This window comes from Lunatibacter salilacus (assembly GCF_009797935.1).
GTDB classification, from domain to species: Bacteria; Bacteroidota; Bacteroidia; order Cytophagales; family Cyclobacteriaceae; genus Lunatibacter; species Lunatibacter salilacus.
In genome coordinates this window covers 621,387-637,437 of record NZ_VOLC01000001.1, presented here as the reverse complement: position 1 = coordinate 637,437, position 16,051 = coordinate 621,387, and the positions used below count along the sequence as shown (strand labels likewise).

8 protein-coding genes are annotated in these 16,051 nt (G+C 43.7%); 4 read left to right on the top strand and 4 right to left on the bottom strand.

The annotated features are described in order from the left end of the window. Positions 1 to 2: 2 nt before the first annotated feature. Both nusA and infB read left to right on the top strand, forming a co-directional pair. On the top strand, positions 3 to 1,250 hold the full coding sequence (gene nusA / locus FQ608_RS02535) for a transcription termination factor NusA (RefSeq protein ID WP_158856214.1): 1,248 nt from the start codon (positions 3 to 5) through the stop codon (positions 1,248 to 1,250). Positions 1,251 to 1,321: 71 nt separating this feature from the next. Further along, complete coding sequence (gene infB, locus FQ608_RS02530) at positions 1,322 to 4,399, top strand: translation initiation factor IF-2 (protein ID WP_158856213.1); 3,078 nt, start codon at positions 1,322 to 1,324, stop codon at positions 4,397 to 4,399. 1,079 nt (positions 4,400 to 5,478) lie between these two features. Here infB and FQ608_RS02525 read toward each other — a convergent pair. Continuing rightward, positions 5,479 to 6,411 carry a sugar phosphate isomerase/epimerase family protein gene (locus FQ608_RS02525; RefSeq protein ID WP_199856289.1) on the bottom strand — a complete coding sequence of 311 codons (933 nt, stop codon included), beginning with the start codon at positions 6,409 to 6,411 and terminating at the stop codon, positions 5,479 to 5,481. Positions 6,412 to 7,552: 1,141 nt separating this feature from the next. Continuing rightward, positions 7,553 to 8,620: a ferrochelatase gene (gene hemH / locus FQ608_RS02520; RefSeq protein WP_158856212.1), complete on the bottom strand. Its 1,068-nt coding sequence runs from the start codon at positions 8,618 to 8,620 to the stop codon at positions 7,553 to 7,555. 241 nt (positions 8,621 to 8,861) lie between these two features. Between hemH and FQ608_RS02515 the strand changes: the two genes are divergently transcribed. Further along, positions 8,862 to 11,012 (top strand): cation:proton antiporter, encoded by a 2,151-nt coding sequence (locus FQ608_RS02515; RefSeq protein ID WP_158856211.1) that lies wholly within the window; start codon positions 8,862 to 8,864, stop codon positions 11,010 to 11,012. Positions 11,013 to 11,042: 30 nt separating this feature from the next. On the opposite strand, the gene FQ608_RS02510 is transcribed toward FQ608_RS02515, so the two are convergent. Further along, positions 11,043 to 12,299 (bottom strand): cation:proton antiporter, encoded by a 1,257-nt coding sequence (locus FQ608_RS02510; protein WP_158856210.1) that lies wholly within the window; start codon positions 12,297 to 12,299, stop codon positions 11,043 to 11,045. 10 nt (positions 12,300 to 12,309) lie between these two features. Next, a complete protein-coding gene (locus tag FQ608_RS02505; protein WP_158856209.1) occupies positions 12,310 to 13,140 on the bottom strand; it encodes a universal stress protein in 831 nt (276 codons plus the stop codon). A gap of 343 nt (positions 13,141 to 13,483) precedes the next feature. Here FQ608_RS02505 and FQ608_RS02500 point away from each other — a divergent pair, with 343 nt between their 5' ends. Next, positions 13,484 to 15,991 carry a TonB-dependent receptor domain-containing protein gene (locus tag FQ608_RS02500; protein ID WP_158856208.1) on the top strand — a complete coding sequence of 836 codons (2,508 nt, stop codon included), beginning with the start codon at positions 13,484 to 13,486 and terminating at the stop codon, positions 15,989 to 15,991. Positions 15,992 to 16,051 lie beyond the last annotated feature (60 nt).

Genomic DNA, 16,051 nt, shown 5'->3' with positions numbered 1-16,051 from the left:
AAATGGATGCTAAAGTTTTAATTGAATCGTTTGCGGAGTTTGCAAGGTCGAAAAATGTAGACCGTCCCACTATGATCCGGATTTTAGAGGATGTTTTTAGGGCGATGATTCGTAAAAAATACGAAACAGATGAAAACTTTGATGTCATCATCAATGCGGATAAGGGGGATTTAGAAATCGTTCGTATACGGGAAATCGTAGATGACGATTCAGAAGACATCTGGGATTATGACAAAATCAGCTTATCTGAAGCAAAGAAGATCGAACCTGATTTTGAGATTGGTGAAGAGACCTACGAGCGTATAGAATTGGAAGATTTTGGTCGGCGAGCGGTTATGATGGCCAGGCAGACACTTATACAGCGAATTAAAGATTTGGAAAAAGATCTTTTGTTTCAACAGTATGAAGAGTTGGTAGGTGAAATTGTGACAGCTGAGGTATATCAAATACTTGGTAGGGAGACCCTATTAATGGATGCTGAAGGCAACGAACTGATTATGCCTAAGGGAGAGCAGATTCCAAAGGACCGTTTTCGAAAAGGTGATTCTGTACGGGCGATAGTCCATAAGGTAGAGATGAACAACGGGAATCCTCGGATTATCCTTTCCCGCACATCTCCTATTTTCTTGGAGCGGCTGTTCGAAAATGAAGTTCCTGAAGTCTATGATGGATTGATTACCATCAAAAAGATCGTTCGGGAGCCAGGAGAGCGCGCAAAGGTAGCCGTTGAGTCCTATGATGACCGCATCGATCCTGTTGGAGCCTGTGTGGGAATGAAAGGAAGCCGTATTCACGCTGTGGTACGGGAATTGCAGAATGAGAACATCGATGTGATTAACTTCACCGAAAACTTAGATCTTTACGTTTCCAGAGCCTTGAGCCCCGCTAAAGTTTCCTCCATCCAAGCAGATGAGAGTAAAAAACGCCTTTCAGTGTTTCTAAAGCCGGATCAGGTGTCCTTGGCAATCGGTAAGGGCGGTTTTAACATCCGTTTGGCCAGCAGATTGGTTGGCTACGAGATTGATGTGTTCCGTGAGCTGTCCGATTATGAAGAAGAAGAAGATGTTGACTTGAGCGAATTTTCCGATGAAATAGAAGATTGGGTCATAAATGAATTCAAAAAAACAGGGCTTGATACGGCTAAAAGCGTGTTAGCACTGACAAGAGAAGATTTAATACGGAGGACAGAATTGGAGGAAGAAACCATCGATGATGTCTTTAGAATATTAAAACAAGAATTTGAGCAATAAAATCCGATAGATTATTCGCTATCTGGCTTATATTTGCAGATTATTAAAAATACAGGAATAGGTTTTTGCGTATGTCAGAAGAAAAAATGATGCGATTGGGCCAGGTTGCCAGGAAACTCAACGTAGGTATAGCTACCATCGTGGAGTCAATGGGCAAGAAGGGCATTGATGTAGAAGGTAACCCAAACTCTAAAATTAGCTTGGAGCATTATAATATGCTGGCTAAGGAGTTTAAATCTTCTGCACAAGAAAAGGAGGAGGCCGCTCATCTCTCTATAGGCAAGCGCCATAATGAGACATTCACGATAAAAGCTGAATCTGATGCCGAACCTGAAAGGATTAGGAAATCTGAACCGGAAAAGCCTGCTCCAAAACCTCCGGTAGTAGCAGCGAAACCTGCTCCAAAACCACCGATTGAAGCGGCTAAACCGGCTGAAAAACCCGCGGAGCCGGAAAAAGTAATTCCCGAAGCACCCAAACTTCAAGGAATTAAAGTAGTAGGCAGAATCGATTTGGACGCCAAGAGAGAACCTGATCCCGTAAAGGCTCCGCAGGCCCCGAAACCGACTCCCGTCGAAGAGCCTAAGCAAGAAAGTAAACCAGCGGTAGAAGAACCAAAACCTACCCCTAAACCGGTGAAGGAAGAACCAAAAGCAGCCGCTCCCGCAAAGCCTGAACCGGCACCCGAAGCAAAGGAGGTAGATTCTTCCCCTGCACCTGTGGAGGAAAAACCAAAACCCGTAGCACCGCCTGTGCCCAAAACTGAAACCGCTCCCCCCGTTAAAAAAGAAACTCCAAAGGAAGAGATAGAAGTCCCAAGTTCGAAGGAATCTGTTGGAGAAACTGAGTCAAAAGTGAATCCACCAGAAGAAGTAGAAAAGAAAGAAGGGCAGGTCATCTCCGCAAGAGCAGACTCCCTTAAAGGCCTTACCGTATTAGGTAAAATCGAACTGCCTAAAGACAAGCCGAAAAAGAAGTCCAAGCCAGTGGCTTCCTCAGACGAGCGGAATAAGGAAAAGAAAAAGCGTCCACGTAAGCGGATTGACAATCGTGCCAAACCGGGAGAAGCAGGAGACAAGCCTGCAGGAGCCAGTCCAGCTGGAGGAACTCCAGGTCAAGGCCGTCCACCGGCAAGAAGAGGACCGGGAGGACCGGGAGGTAACCGACCTGGTGGAGGTACCGGTTCCCCTAACCGTGGTGGTGGAGGCGTAGGCCGTCCGCTACCTGGAGGTTCTAGGTACCAAAAAGCTGAACCTACCCAAAAGGAAATTCAGGAACAAATCAAGCAAACACTTGCAAGATTGCAAGGAGGAGGTTCCAGGGGTGGTGGTAAAGGCAAAAACCGCAGAGACAAGCGACAGGAACGAAGCAAAGAAGTAGAAGATCATATTGAGGATGGAAAAATTCTCAAAGTAACGGAGTTTATCTCCGCCAATGACCTCGCATCCTTGATGGATGTATCCGTCAATGAGGTGATTTCAGTATGTATGTCTCTCGGTATGTTTGTTTCCATCAACCAACGGTTGGATGCGGAAGCCATTACAATAATTGCCGACGAATTTAACTACGACATAGAATTTACCAAATCCGATGAGGAGGAGGGAGAGATTCTGACAGCTGATACTCCGGAAGAGCTAAAAGACCGGGCTCCGATTGTAACAATCATGGGGCACGTCGATCACGGTAAAACATCCCTTTTGGATTATATCCGTACAGCAAAGGTAACTCATGGAGAGGCAGGAGGAATAACCCAGCACATCGGTGCATATGATGTGATGACTAATACAGGTCACAAAATTGCGTTCTTGGATACACCTGGCCACGAAGCATTTACCGCCATGCGGGCAAGGGGAGCCAAAATTACGGATGTCGCCATCATCGTGATTGCTGCTGATGATAATGTCATGCCCCAGACGAAAGAAGCCATTAACCACGCCCAAGTAGCGGGTGTACCGATGATCTTTGCTATAAACAAAGTGGATAAGCCTAACTCAAATCCAAATAAAATCAAAGAAGAGTTGGCCAACATGAACTTGTTGGTGGAAGATTGGGGTGGTAAATACCAGTCCCAAGAGATCTCAGCCAAAACTGGTCAGGGAATTGATGAACTGTTAGAAAAAGTATTGTTGGAAGCTGAAATTTTAGAGCTAAAAGCAAATCCAAATAAGAATGCTGTTGGTACTGTAGTAGAAGCTTCCTTGGATAAGGGAAGAGGATATGTGACTACTATCATGGTGCAGGCTGGTACTTTAAAAATAGGCGACGTGATCTTAGCTGGACAGCATTATGGACGTGTCAAAGCAATGTTTGACCACTTGGGCAAAAAAGTGGAGGCAGCAGAGCCTTCCACACCGGTTCAGGTTCTAGGACTTAGCGGAGCTCCTCAAGCGGGGGATCTCTTCAAAGTATATGATACTGAAAGAGAGGCCCGTGAAATAGCCAACTCGAGGGAGCAAATACAGCGTGAGCAAAGTCTCCGTACCAAGAAGCACATCACACTGGACGAGATCGGTAGGAGATTGGCCATCGGTAGCTTTAAAGAACTTAACATCATCATCAAAGGTGACGTGGATGGTTCGGTGGAAGCACTGGCAGATTCCTTACTGAAGCTTTCTAAAGATGAGGTAAATGTAAACATCATCCACCAGGGTGTAGGACAAATTTCCGAATCGGATGTATTGCTTGCTTCTGCGTCGGATGCCATTATCCTCGGATTCCAGGTAAGGCCGTCGGCAAATGCCAAGAAGCTAGCCGAGCAGGAGGAAATCGAAATTCGACATTATTCTGTAATCTACGATGCGATCAATCAGATCAAAGATGCGATTGAGGGTATGTTGGAGCCAGAATTTGAAGAGGTTATCACTGGAAATATAGAGGTGCGTGAAGTATTCAAAATCTCCAAAATCGGAACTGTGGCGGGATGTTATGTTACTAACGGTAATATCAGCCGTAAAAACAAGATCCGAGTTATACGTGACGGTATTGTTATCCATGAAGGAGACATCGACCAATTGAAGCGATTCAAGGATGATGTGGCCGAAGTGAAAGCAGGCTACGAATGTGGTGTTTCCATCAAAGGATTCCACAACATCGAAGTCGATGATACCTTCGAAGGCTATAAGATGGAGGAAATTAAACGTAAAAAATAAGGTCAATAGGCCTAACAAAAAAAGGACGGCTGGGAGGCTGTCCTTTTTTTGTTGTATTCTGACTAAAGCTGCTATGGTTTTATTGTTAATTTTTAAATTAGGAGGAATACTCTCTATAATTCTATTAGTGGCCGGTTTTGTGCGACCGGTATATGTGTTGTGGTTTTTGCCAAAATGCAACAGGTTGGGGGTCCTTTATGGATATGGGTCGGCCTCATTAGTCTGCTGGTCGGGGTACTTTGTGACGGACTATTTCTTTAAAGTATAATCTAAATATTTCGCTCAAAAAAAATGTGACCACGGAGGTACACAAAAGACATAGGTATTTTCTTGACGTTGCGTCCGTTGCGAGAAAACAGTGACCACAAAGGACAGGGAGGTACACAAGAGACACATGGATTTTTTTGACGTTGCGTCCGTTGCGAGAAAACAGTGACCACAAAGGACAGGGAGGTACACAAAAGACACATGGATTTTTTTGACGTTGCGTCCGTTGCGCCTTCTTTGCGGTCGTTGCGAGAAAACAGTGACCACAAAGGACAGGGAGGTACACAAGAGACACATGGATTTTTTTGACGTTGCGTCCGTTACGCCATCTTTGCGTCCGTTGCGAGAAAACAGTGACCACAAAGGACACGGAGGTACACAAAAGACACAGGGGTTTTTTTGACGTTGCGTCCGTTGCGCCATCTTTGCGTCCGTTGCGAGAAAACAGTGACCACAAAGGACACGGAGGTACACAAAAGACACATGGATTTTTTTGACGTTGCGTCCGTTACGCCATCGTTGCGACCGTTGCGTGAAAAAAAGGTAGCAACATAGGGCACATAATTCACATAGTAGTATTCACAATCGATACGTTCACTGCGACATCATTACGGCCGCAGCGTGAAATAGGGGTGCCCCAAAGAGAATATTTGCATATTTAAAAATAAATGTTTTGAAAAAATCCCTATGAGAGCGATGTTACTCTGTGGTAATAAAAAAAAACAGCTCTATATTGAATTCGGTGATTTATGTTACCACATAGGGCACATAGTTTTAATTTCATAAACTACTTGGTGAATTATGCTGCTAGGTTAGAGATCAATATTTAGTTGCTCTCCGACAGATCGGATATGGGCTGCGGCTTCATCGTATTCCGCTTCTGAACTTAAATGCTCCATCATCAGGGGGATATTTGGCAATTTGCTTAATTCGGTTAAGAAAACGGAGTAATCCATAACGCCCTTTCCGGGTGCTACTTCTGTAAACTGGGGCATGTAATAGTCTTCTTTTATCACGATGTCTTTGCCATGGCAGCTGCGGATATACGGACCCAATCTGTTAAAGCAATCTTTAATCAGTTCGGCATTGCCATAAAAGAGTCTGGGACTTACTATTAAGTTCATCGGATCCATATGGACTCCAAATTGCGGATGGTCTATAGCTTTGATAAGATCCAGGTAACTATCTACACTATCCGGAAATGCCCAAGGCATCTGTTCAATGGTAAAATGGGTCCGTGTTGGTTTAACGGATTGGAGAATTTTTCGGGTAACTTCCACAACCTGGTCAAAGGTTTCTTTGGTCAGATTGTCGGCATGGGGACCGGCCCAGTGTGTGGGATTTTTTGATCCGCTGATATTGACACAACAGTTGGCGCCGATCTCATCAGCTAAGGCCAGAGAGTTGACGCATTTGTCAAAAGCTTCCTTTGCCATTTTCGAATCCGGACTGATTGGATTGCTCCAGGCACCTACTTCTGAGATGACAATATCAGCTTTCTTTGCTGCCTGTTCATAGGCCCTGATTTTGTCAGAGGAGGTTCCAGTGCCCACAGGACAATAGGCTGCCCGGTATCCTTTCGCCTTTACGGCGGCTACCCACTCTTCGGGATTATTTACCTTTTGGTAGATGGGTCCTCCCAGTCGGATGGAGGATTTTGTGCTTGCTTTAAGGGGATTCAGGGAAGCCCAGCCTACTGCAGCGGTAGCCAGGAGGGCTTTTTTATGAAATGCTCTTCGGTTCATGGGTTTAATTTGAAGTCAATATATCAAAATGTGAGGTAACTAACAAGTTTTAGTTGAAACCCACTAGTTGCTAATGCCTAAACGATCTGAATGTGGTTTTGGCGGGAATTTGAGAGAAGTACAGCCGTCTTTTCGGCCAAAACCTAAAAATATATCACTATTAATCCAGGGGTTGCCCCCTAGCAATTTAGAGGTTAAACCCCATTCGGTTTATTGAGCCCGAGTAGGAGGTGATTAATGAGGAAATTATTTGGTGAAGAATTTTTTTTATCAAAATTATTGGCTCCTGTGAGCTCTCTGGTTGAATGGGCGAAAGTGATATTGCGATAGATTGGGAGGGGATGTTTGATTCCGAGACCTATTCAAATTCCGTAGTCGCTAGCGTAGATACGGTTTTTCTTTCTCAAGTGGCTGATAGAAGTGAACTTGAAGCGTTTATTCTTGCCGGAAATTCTTTTTATTTTCAATATAGAATTGGTGGCTATCCTCGTAAACAGTTCAATATTTGCAATCCTTCTCCATTTGTAACCATTTTTAATATATCTGAAATACCGTGTCACCAAGAAAATATCTTTCGTTGTAAATTGTAGCGATTCTCCTTTCGCATGCGTTTACCAAGAAAACCCGATATCGATTGACGAACAATTTGAAATTCATTTTGAAGTCAATTAAAGTTATCTTATTAAAAACATCAAATAAACCCTATTTTGGTCGTAGGCCATACCTGTCTAGTCGGCAGGCAGGTTTTAATTATTTCTAAAACCAATAATATCTACTAATATCCAATATCAACGAATATCTACAAATATCAAATTAACCCTATTTCAGCCATAGTCCATACCCTGAACCGCTACGCTCCTCAGGGTCTACGCTTCGCTCCGATTTCCACTATATTTCCACGCTAATATCCATCAATATCTAATATCAATGAATATCAAACTTTCAATATTTCGGCCGCAAGGCCATATTTCAACAATACCCTGAACCGCTACACTCCTCAGGGTCTGCGCTTCGCTCCGATTTCCACCATATTTCTAATACCAATATCCAGTATCAACGAATATCCAATATCAACAAATATCATTTCCCGATATTTCGGCCGTAGGCCATATTTCAACAATACCTTGAACCGCTACGCTCCTCAGGGTCTACGCTTCGCTCCGATTTCCACCATATTTCGTTCCCTCTCCACCATCTCCTTCACACATTCCACCCACGTATCCCGTGAGTTCAGGCTGGGGACCAAATTCCAGGCCTCTCCGCCCTGCTCAATAAACTGCTCTTTATACTCTTCACCTACTTCCACAGTGGTTTCCAGGCAGTCCGCCACAAAGGCAGGTGAGAAGACCAGCACTTTTTTGACGCCTTTTCCCGCCAGCTCTTTAATGACCTCCTCGGTATAGGGCTTGATCCAGGGGTCATTTCCCAAGCGGGATTGGAAGCAGGTTTGTATTTTTTCGGCAGGTAGAGCCAGTTTTTCAGCGATTAATCGGGTAGTTAAAAAACACTGTGCCCGGTAGCAAAACTGATTTTTCTTGGTATAGTTGGCACAACATTTATCACTTAGCTGGCAATACCCATCTACTGAACCTTTTTTGATTTGGCGCTCGGGAAGGCCGTGGTAAGAGAACAAGTAAACGTCATAATCCTCCTTTTCCATCATATCTCGGCCCAGTTCTGCCCAGGCCTCAAGGAAAACGGGGTGCTCTACAAAATTATTGATAAAGGTGATATTTGGGATAATCTGCCATTTTCGGGCTTCTTCCATAACCTTTTCTATTACCGACCCATTAGTAGCAGAGGCGTATTGCGGGAAAAGAGGAAGTACGATGATTTTTTTTACATTGGCTTTATTGAGTGCCAGTAAACCATCAGCTATACTGGGCGTTTGATAACGCATGGCCATCTCTACGTGATAAATCGATGAATCAAGTTTGGAAACTAGTTTATCCTTTAGATCTTGGGTGTGGAAAAGCAGAGGTGAACCACGGTCTGTCCAGAGTTTGCGGTATTCTTTGGCGGACTTTGGAGCCCGAAAGGGCGCAATGATCAGGTTTACAAGCATCCAACGTGGAATAAAAGGAATATCAATCACCCGTCCATCCATCAAAAATTCCCGAAGGTACTTTCTTACGTCGCCGGTTGCGGTGCTGTCCGGTGTTCCCAGATTAACCAGCAATACGCCGATCTTTGCTTTGTTTTTACTCATTCGATTTTTACTGATATATGAAGTTTCAACCTTGTTAACCAAAGGTAACCCCGAATGTTAAAAAATGGAAGAAAATTCATTTTAAGATGTCCAAAGCGCCGATTTCTATGATCAATTATCAGGAGTAAATAGGGACTAAATAATAATTTCTAATACGTGAATGTAAATGAAATCCTATCTTGATTATCTTTGTTAACGTCCCTATAACCTGAGTAAAAATTTATCCCTATAAGGTCCTACCATGATTCTACTCAGCGAGTTGAATTTTTCTTTGCCGCTTCAAAATCCGGTACTAAAATTCTCTATCATTCTTTTTATCATCTTATTTGCTCCGTTGCTGTTAAATAAAATTCGGGTGCCACAGCTTATTGGACTTATTATAGCTGGCGCCATTGTTGGACCGAATGGATTTCATTTGCTAGCACGAGAAAGCAGCGTGGTCCTTTTTGGAACGGTGGGATTATTATACATTATGTTTTTGGCGGGACTGGAAATTGACCTGGGGGATTTCAAGAAAAACAGAAACAAAAGTATTGTTTTTGGGCTGTATACATTCTTGATACCAATGACACTTGGTACACTGGCGGGCCTTTACATTCTTAAATTTAATTTGATGACGTCGGTGCTGTTGGCCTCTATGTTTGCTTCGCATACGCTGATTGCGTATCCGCTTATCAGTAAATTGGGAATTGCCAAGAACAGAGCAGTGAACATCACTGTAGGAGGAACTATGATTACAGATACCTTGGCCCTCTTGGTGTTGGCGGTAATCGCAGGGATGGCTGTAGGTGAAATCACCAATGATTTCTGGATACGGTTGGGGATATCCATGGTGATATTTGCTTCTATAGTGATTTTTGTATTTCCTCTTGTAGGTCGGTGGTTTTTTAAGAATTACGAGGACAATATTTCCCAGTATATTTTTGTGTTGGGGTTGGTGTTTTTGGCTTCATTCTTGGCCGAAGCGGCTGGGGTGGAGGCAATTATTGGAGCTTTCTTGGCAGGCCTTGCTTTGAACAGGCTGATACCCCATACCTCCCCGTTGATGAACCGCATTGAATTTGTAGGAAATGCGCTTTTTATCCCGTTTTTCCTGATAGGGGTGGGCATGCTAATCGATTTCCGTGTTTTTTTTGTGGATATACAGACCATCTTTGTGGCGATAGTTATGACTGTAATAGCGACTGGGTCAAAATACCTTGCGGCATTTCTGACTCAGAAAACGTATAATTTTACTAATTCCCAGCGTGATGTAATGTTCGGTCTTAGTAATGCACAAGCAGCGGCTACTCTAGCAGCCGTGTTGGTGGGGTATGAAATAATTCTAGGGGAAACGGCCGACGGTCAGCCTATCCGCTTACTGGATGAAACCGTTTTGAACGGTACAATATTGATGATTTTGGTGACCTGCACCATTGCCTCATTTGTAGCGCAGCGGGGCGGAGCAAAAATAGCCTTGGAGGAAATGGATAGCGATACCGAGAATACAGCTGATACCGAAGGTGGAGAAAAGATTCTCATACCGATAAACTACCCAGACAATATAGAGGAATTGATAAACTTGGGAATTACCATAAAATCCCAGAAAACAAAAGATGGGCTGGTAGCACTTAACATTATTCCTACCGACACGAATGATGTAACCCTGGAAAAAGCCGCAAAAAAATTATTAGAAAAAGCTAGCATAGCTGCCTCTGCGACGGATAATCAATTGACCGAACTTATCCGCTACGATTCCAACATCGTTCAGGGTATTACAAACGTCGTGAAAGAACAAAAAATTTCTGATATCATTCTTGGGCTTCACAAAAAGCAGGGCCTTTCAGATTCGTTTTTGGGTAACTTAACGGAAGGCATCCTTAGCCGCATCAACGTAACCACTCTCATTTATCGCTTCACTCAACCATTAAATACAATCGGCCGATATTTTATCATTGCACCCGTGGATGCGGAAAAGGAAATTGGCTTTCCCTTCTGGCTCCTTCGGGTTTGGAATATTGGAAGGAATACTGGAGCGAAACTGGTTGTTTATGGAACCAAGTCTTTAATCGATTACGTACAGGAGGTTCATCGTAACCATGCACTTGAAATCGAGTTTCGGGAGTTTTCCGAGTGGGAGGACTTTTTGATTATATCCCGAGACATGAAGGATAATGATGCATTGTTTATTGTTATGAGTCGTAAAAATGAAGTTTCCTACGACCCAATCATGAAAAGCATACCCAAATACCTTAACAGGTATTTTCAAGCGTATAATTATATTCTTGTGTATCCTATGCAACAGGGATTATCAGACTTCAAGGCAGGAAATATTTTCAGTCCATTTGTCAGTAATTTTGATCGTCTGGATGATATTGGACAGACCATCACGGCGCTGTTTAAAAGGAAATAACAGACAGTCCTTGGACGGAATGCATCGAGCTTAGACAATCTCCGGATCGGGAAGATCCTTTGTTTTTTTCATGCTCCATTTCATCAGAGGCCCAGAAGTCATACTGGTAATAATGGCCATCACTACGAGGGCAACGAAAAGCTTTTCGTCAATAAGACCATTTTCCAAGGCGATCAGACCCAAAATGATCTCCATGGCACCTCGAGCATTCATTCCAAACCCAACGGCCAAGGACTCCTTGAGATTGAATCCTCCCCGAAATGCGCCAAAACCGCTACCCACTATTTTTCCAACGAAGGAAATACCCAGAACGGCCAAGGTAAGCATCAGGTCAAAATTGGTCACAAAGTTGATCTTAAGCCCGATGGACACGAAAAAGAGCGGGGCAAATATGTTATTGATAAACTGATGGACAATCTCTTTGGCCCGTTCTGACATATGTTCGCTATCGCCCAAGGCTATTCCTAACAAAAATGCACCAAAGATTGCGTGAATTCCCAACCACTCCGTGAATGCGGCGGAAATAAAACAAAATGCCATAGCAAGTGACAAGACTCCTCCCGGCCAGGCTAGCTTTTTATTAACCCAGGGAAGTGAGCGGTTAATTAAAGCCTTCCCGACAGTCAGCATAAAGAATGTGAATAGAAGCGTAACCCCAATTGTTTGGAGCAGGGAAAGGCTGCCAGATTTTCCCATAAACGATAAGATTACCGAAAAAATCAACCAGCCAATGATGTCGTTAACCATGGCCGATGCAACGATAAGCATCCCCATTTTTGTCTTAAAAAGGTTTAGATCCATCAAAATCCTCACTACAACGGGAAGGGCGGTTATAGACATTGCCGTTCCCATAAAAAGTGAAAACAGGAGCCTATTTCCTTCAGCCAATCCAAAGAAATCAGGGAAATAGTAAGGAAACACAAACCCCAAGGCAAATGGAATGACCAATCCCAGCAAACTTATATTTAGGGCAGCTTTTCCCTGTGACCAAACCAAATGTAATTCCACTTCCAATCCGGCTATAAAAAGCAACAGGATCACTGCTACCTGGACAAATCCATCCAAAGCCAAATTTGCGGCTGGATTACTCAAAAAGAGTGATTCGAAGGTGTCAGGAGAAATTGTGCCAAGAATAGTCGGACCCAACAGTATACCCGCAAGCAGCTCCCCCACGACAGCCGGCTGCTTTAGCTTTCTGGCCACCTCGGCAAAAATCCGGGCCATCAGCAGCATCGTAGCCAATTGCAGGAGTAAGTTGATTACTTCGTTATGGGACAGACCGTTCATGTAGGAGTATCTATTTTTTTATTATCAAGAGGTTACACGGCAGATTTCCAAGAATATCTTCGATATCATGGGGGAAAAGCCGGTCAAAAAAGGTGAGGTTTTCGTGCCCTCCCAAAATCAACAAATCTGCGTGGATGCTTTCAGAAAACTTGGCCAATTCATGAGCCCAGCGGCCGGAGGTGACTTTAATATTAATTTTTAATCCTTCATGATCAATCGTATTTAAAATATCCTCGACATAGCGGATTTCCTCGTTCACCATTCTCTTACGCTGTTTTGAGGCTTCCTCCTCACTGTCCTCCCCGATGGTTGCCATCTGTAAGCCATACATTTTGATTTCGTTGAGAATAAAAACCTGCTTGGCCTGCTCCAATTTGCATATATCCACTGCTTTTCCGATAACATAGGGGGTTTGTGGCTGTTGGGTACCGTTAATAACTATTTTCTTAAAGGCGGCAGGTTGGACAGAAGGTTCAATTAGCACCAAAACCGAACACGCCGCTTTACGAATTATTTTTCGGGCAATACTTCCCAGGTAATATGTGAACAGCACCTCTTTTTTCATAGCCCCTGCTACCAATAGATCAACATTTTCAGTGTTGCAAATCTGTATGATTTTTTTTGCAGGCTTGCCTTCTTCCCAGATAATCTTCGTTTGCTTTGGGTCTACAGCATGTTTTTCTAGAATAGCAAGTAATTTTTGCTCCAGTTCTTGGGTTTTTTTGCCAATATGGATAAGCACCAAGGATGCCTGATGAAGATCTTTCAGTCGCTTAGTCTCGGCAATTAAGGCCTCAATTCTAGGCGAAAAGGCGATGGCAAGGGCAATCTTTCGGTACATATTTTTTGTGGATCTATATCAAAAATTAAAGTAGACAAAAATTTCGGAAAATACGGTGCCATTTAAGAATTATCTTCCACGCGCATTTTTTCACGCAGCGAACGCAACGAAGCACGCAACGGTCGCTGTGTAAAATTTTAAAACAATCAAAAAGCAGAAATTTCGTAAATTAATATAGATATACCTCATTTCAGTTGAAATTTTTAAAAATCTTTACTTCGCTGCGTACGCTGCGAAAAACCGTTGCGATCCCCGCGTGAAACCCGTTCTCGCATAGACCCACACATTGATTTCTCTCCGATCATCCTTTTTAATTTGATTACTTAACGGGATAGTTGTTTCTTTGCAAAAACCTAACTATAACAACTACGGAACCAACTTCATGTCAGGCAGCTATGGATTGAAAAGTGCGGGAAGCGTTTTATTTTTATGTGTGGTAACCATATCTGCATTCGCACAGCAAACCAGCACCATTACCGGAAAAATAAATGATCCTGAATCAAAGGAGGGCTTGGAATACGTGTCAGTTGCGGCTTATTCTCCCTCAGATTCCAGTTTGGTGGCTGGGGGAATAACTGATGTGAATGGTGAGTTTATCTTGGAACTAAAGCAGGGTAATTATTACCTACGCCTTAGATTTATAGGTTACGAAGAAAAAATCTTGGAGGAAATAGCTGTCAGACAATCCACGCTCGCTCTGGGAACAATATCCTTAGAGTCGGGTGAACAGGCACTTGGAGAAGTGGTCGTTGCTGCGGACAAACTTGCCGTTAGGCATAAAATAGACCGACAAGTGTATGGAGCCTCCGATTTTGAGGCAAGTGTGGGGGGAACGGCTTCTGACTTGATAAAGAATCTTCCTTCCATTTCCATGAATGCAGAGGGGGAAATTTCCGTCCGCGGAAGTGCAGGGTTTGTAATTCTAATTGACGGGAAACCGGTGCAGGCGGATGCTACTTCCCTATTAAATCAATTGCCTGCCAATGCCATCGAAGACATTGAAATCATCACCACACCATCTGCCCGCTATGATCCTGAAGGGAAAGCAGGAATCATCAATATTGTGACAAAGAAGGGCAGTACAGATGGAACTTATCTGTTGGTAAATGCTCTCGCAGGAGCTCCCAGCCTGGATACACACGGCAATGCCCGGTCTCCGCAGCGGCATGGAGGTGACTTTACCTTTAATGTTCGGAAAAACCGTTGGGATATTTCACTTGGTGCAGATTATAACCGAAACGACGTCGCGGGATTCCGGGATGGACAGGTAGAAACTTACGTAAATAATACTGTTACTTCTTTTCCTTCAGAAGGGGAAAGGAGTTATAAAAAAGAAAACTATTCGGGACGTGCAGTAGTCGCTTATACGTTTAACCCAAAAAACACGATCAACGCATCCGTGTACGGCGGCAGCCGTATGGAAACCCGCTATGCGGATATTTTATATAGTCAAACACGAACGATTGTTGGAGAGGAGAGTCCTTACGACGCCTTGAATTACTTCAATATGAACGAGCGCGAGCGTAAAAGCCGTTTTTTTATTGGAAGTCTGGACTATACTACCGTGTTTGAAAATAAATCCACCCTTAGCGTCTCGGGCTTATATGAACATACCAACCTGACAGGGCCTACCCGCAATCTAAATTTAAATCCATTAAATTACGCCGATACGTTGGATTACCTTGCCATGGATGAATATAATCCGTTGGACGGAATCCGTGTGAATGTAGATTATTCCCTTCCTTTAGGAAAAGCCTCTACCCTAGTCACGGGTTACCAATACCGTCACCTCAAGCACGTAGGTGAGTTTGCTTTTCGACAGAAAATCTTGGGTACAGGGGAATTTGAAGAGCTGGATGCCTTTGGCAGCGACGTGGATTTGTTCCGAACCATTCATTCCATGTATGGAGAGTACCAATACCGCGCTGAAAATTTGTCAATAACCGGAGGAGTCCGAGTGGAAGATACGGACCGAAGACTAGACGATTACGGGCAGCAGCAATCCTATGATCTTCAGTTGCTCAACCTTTTTCCAAGCCTCAGCATCAACTACAATACTGAAAAAGGAATAACCTGGAAAGGAAGTTATAGCAGACGCATTGAGCGGACCACAACATCTATGATGAACCCTTTCCTTTCACGTAGGCACTCCGAAGTACTGGAGGTGGGAGATCCAAATTTGCAACCGGAGCTGGTCGATGCGGTGGAAGTCGGGTTGGTGAAAAACTTGGAACGTCATTCACTATTTGCCAATGCGTATTACAGGCGGGTCAAAGATGCCATCAACCGGGTCAATACGGTTTATAACGACTCGATACTAATGCGGGTCTATACCAATGCGGGTGTTTCCCAAGTTTATGGCGCCGAGGTTGGTGCTGACTTGGAGCCCACGGACAATTGGAAGGTTTTTTTGGGAGGCACCTTGTATTATTTTGATTTACAAGGAACCGCGGTAGGGCAGCTGGTGCAGCGGAATAGTTGGAATTATTCTTTCAACGTAAATAGTAGCCTGGATTTGGGAAGTGATTGGGACTTGGTCTTTAACTTGAATTATCTTTCACGAATCATCACCGTACAGGGGGAAGACAGCCGCTTTTTCTCACCAAATATGACGGTAAAAAAATCTCTGTTGGATAACCGCCTATCCTTTGCGTTGCAATGGAGAAATATTGGAATGGGCGTGTTGGATTCTAATCGTCAGCGGATTAGCGGTCGTGGAGAAGGATTTTTTACATCCACCCACTATATCTACGAGCGGGATGTAATCCTGCTGACGGCTTCCTTCCGCATCAATCAACTAAATAGAAAGCTCAACTTTACCAAGAGCGAATTTGGAGATAGGGAGTTTTGATCTGTTCAAATGATCGTTTTCCCTTAATGGGGTAAACATCTCGATTCTCCCTTTGTTGAG